Source organism: Coleofasciculus sp. E1-EBD-02, assembly GCF_040218245.1.
GTDB lineage: Bacteria > Cyanobacteriota > Cyanobacteriia > Cyanobacteriales > Coleofasciculaceae > Coleofasciculus.
The window spans coordinates 1-3,117 of record NZ_JAVJQN010000044.1 but is presented as its reverse complement, the minus strand read 5'-3'; the positions used below and the strand labels follow the sequence as shown (position 1 = coordinate 3,117).

Annotated in this window: 2 protein-coding genes; both read right to left on the bottom strand. The window is 48.4% G+C overall.

All coding sequences use genetic code 11. The features are described 5' to 3' along the window. Positions 1-129: 129 nt before the first annotated feature. Positions 130-582 carry a hypothetical protein gene (locus tag RIC07_RS08370; RefSeq protein ID WP_446394116.1) on the bottom strand — a complete coding sequence of 151 codons (453 nt, stop codon included), beginning with the start codon at positions 580-582 and terminating at the stop codon, positions 130-132. 251 nt (positions 583-833) lie between these two features. After that, positions 834-2,747: a hypothetical protein gene (locus RIC07_RS08365; protein ID WP_446394115.1), complete on the bottom strand. Its 1,914-nt coding sequence runs from the start codon at positions 2,745-2,747 to the stop codon at positions 834-836. Positions 2,748-3,117 lie beyond the last annotated feature (370 nt).

The window sequence follows — 3,117 nt, the reverse complement described above, 5'->3', positions numbered from 1 at the left end:
CTGGAGTGTCACCCAGGTGATTATCATTCTCATTCACTTATTCATTCTCAATAAGCCTGTCAATAAGCTACCATCTTTTTGAGACTTGAGGGGGGAAATGCTTTGTCTGCCAAGCTTTTGAGCTGCTTGTCACCCCTTCAGCAGAAACTCTTCCCCCGTCGGTTTAAACCGAAATTGAGCGACCAGGGGCGCTCTCACTCGACCTCCTATATTGATATCATCAAGTTCATAATGCTTGACCTCTTCTAACAGATTACTGTTGTAGGCAATAGCCAAGCGATCGCCTCCGCCTGTACTGCCGAGAATGGTTTTAAAATCAGCATTTTCTCCTTCTTCTGTCCCCTGTTCGAGATCCGGAAGCCAGCTTGCGTTCTGAACTTCAGAGAATCCCCAGATGTCAATGTCTTCCAAGGGTGCGATGTGTTTACGAGCAATAACTGATGGCACAGCATCCCCTGATTCGACATTGAATGAAGCCACCTTTAACTCACTGGCATTGGCACAGAGATTGCCTCCCAACAGAAAAATACTGCTAGCCAAAAAGATGGTCAAGAAAATTTTGACCGAAGTAAGCTGTTTCATGAAACCTCCAGCATTCGTCTTTAGGTGAGATCGTTAAAGCAATCTATTAATATTCACACCAAAACAGTTTACTCCGTAGAAAACACTCAAAATAATAAAGGTGTCCTTGTTCGATCTAGCGATCAGGTGGATAATGAGACTCAGAGTTCAGTAGTCAGACAAAAGTTAACTTTTATCTGACTACTTATCATCACGTTTAAGTGTTACCCAACTCATTAACTTGCTAATCAGTACATTTGACCATTAAAACGTCAGTCTAGACCGACCTGTTTACCCTGGGCGTGTCGTTCCAAATGCTGAATTTGAGGAATAATCGATTGAAAGAACTCAACATCACAATGACGTAACCGACAGGCTTGAGTAGCTTGCCAGTTGCCAAGAGAGAGCTTGGCGACCATTACCGGAGTAGTATCCTTAACAGGTGTTAAAGTCAGAGTTTGTTGAGTGGGGTTCCACTCAGCGGTGTATTTGCTACCGTTGTGGTGGTGAGTGCCAGCTAAATCTAAGGTTTTGGCGACAACAGCGGCAACCAATTCCGTGCGCTGCTGTTGAATGGCTTGGGCGATTGAGGCGTTTGGCTGTGTCGGCTGAGTTTGAGTTGCCACCTCGGGAAAGGGGACAATCTTGCCATCGACATAATCTCCCAGCGGCTCCATATATAGCCCCCAGACACCCTCTTTTCCCTTAAAACTATCTAACTCTTTTACGCTGTGCTTCTCAAAGGATGCCCATTGCTCCCGGTACTGGGGGTCAGCTATCATCTGTTGAGTAATGGGGTACTGCTTGCCGACTCGGAACGCCACTTGTTTTTCCCCAGCTACAGCCAGCGCAATATCCCCCTGCTTGAATCCGTAGGCGGCATAAGGAGAGTAAGTGCGAGTCGTGTGACAGCGTCCGTAACCCCGCATGGCATCGATAGTCGTGCTGACGGGTAACGGGTTGGCTTCCCCATGCAGCTTGAGAGGATAGACCATTTTCACGGGTTTGCCAGAGAGTTGTACAGGTTGAGAACCATTCCCAGACTCAGAGGAATGCTCTGGTGAAATCGTTTGAGTCCGCTCTGGCGAACCTTTGAGGTAATTATCCGCTGTCGATTCCAGCTTGTACCCGCGCTCTTTTAAGTAACTCTGTACCAACTGGTCAGTGCCTTTGGCATTACCGACAACAAAGGAACTACCCGCCGCGATCGCTTGCTCCAACAGGGGCTTATAGTAAGTAGTAAAGGTGGCTTCAATCTGTTGATTGGTAACGCCCCGCCACGGTCCGGAACCACTGACCATAATGATATCGCTTTGGCAATAGACGCCTGTGTTTGCCCGTTCTCCCCAAGCTCGCTCGTAGTTACGAGTAGACGATGGGACTTCTGGTGGCGCCGCCGACTTGCCAATAAACTGAGTCGCCACCGCAGCCATTGCCACGTCTTTTTTTGTATGAGCAGCAACGGCTGGGTTGATGGGTTGGAGGTCAGCCAGAGGATTTGCTGACATAGGGGTAGAGGTATCTGGATGCAGGAGTGAATCGGGCGGAAACTCTCTCTCTGGCTCCCCTACTCTCCCATTCCCCTGCATAGAAGCTTCGCCTTTGTCCCTCTGTGCGTCAGTTATCTCAGGCAAACCCTGCTCGATTTGTTCGAGGCGCTGATAGTAGGAACCCTTAAGAGAATCGGCATCTAGAGGTTCCCCAAACTTAGCCGTTAGTCCCTGCTGAACCGCTTCTGGCAGGTTCCCCTCAACCATCCTGACTACCTCATAACCCAATTGAGCCTCCGCTTCAATATCTAAGGGGTCAGTGGCTGGGGCAAACTCCACTCCATTATGATCAAGCCATGCTTTCACCTGAGCTGTTTTGCTGGAATCGACGGATAATCTGAGTGTTGGCTTTTCCTCAAACTGTCCTGGAGCTATTTCCCATTCATAATTTTCCCGGGCAAGCAGCGTCGGAAGTTGCCGCTGATACCCCCCATTAATACCTCTTCCCTTCTGCCTTTTATCCTCTGCCCTCTGCCGTTCTTGGTCAAGTTTTTCTGGAGGTAATTTGGCAATTTGCTCTAGACGCTGGTGGTAGGGACTGACGTCCAGCATACTGGTAAAGTTAGCAAAAAGAACTTCCCCACATTGCTGTTCCATGACCTGACGAACCTGGGGAGGTACGTCACCCTCGACCATCCGAAAGACAGCATAGCCTCGCTCGGTTTCCGGCTCAATACTCGGGTCATTCAGATTAACTCTAATATGAGGTACGCCTTGAGTATCTAGTGCAGCGCGGCAGAAATACTTGAGCAGCTCATCTTAGGGTAAAATGGAACAATGAAGCCAAAAAACTGGATGACCTAATCAAACTATTGCACTCATCACAACCTTAGCAATGCCTGACCACCGTCCCCTGAGGTTTAAATTATCACAGCAACAGCGAGATTTACTCGAACAGGTAGTGCGTCTCTACAGGAGTCCACAAGGAATAGTGCAACGTGTAATGGTAGTTTTATTGGCTGCCGAGGGCATGAACAATAGTCAGCTAGCTCAACAGTTGCAATTG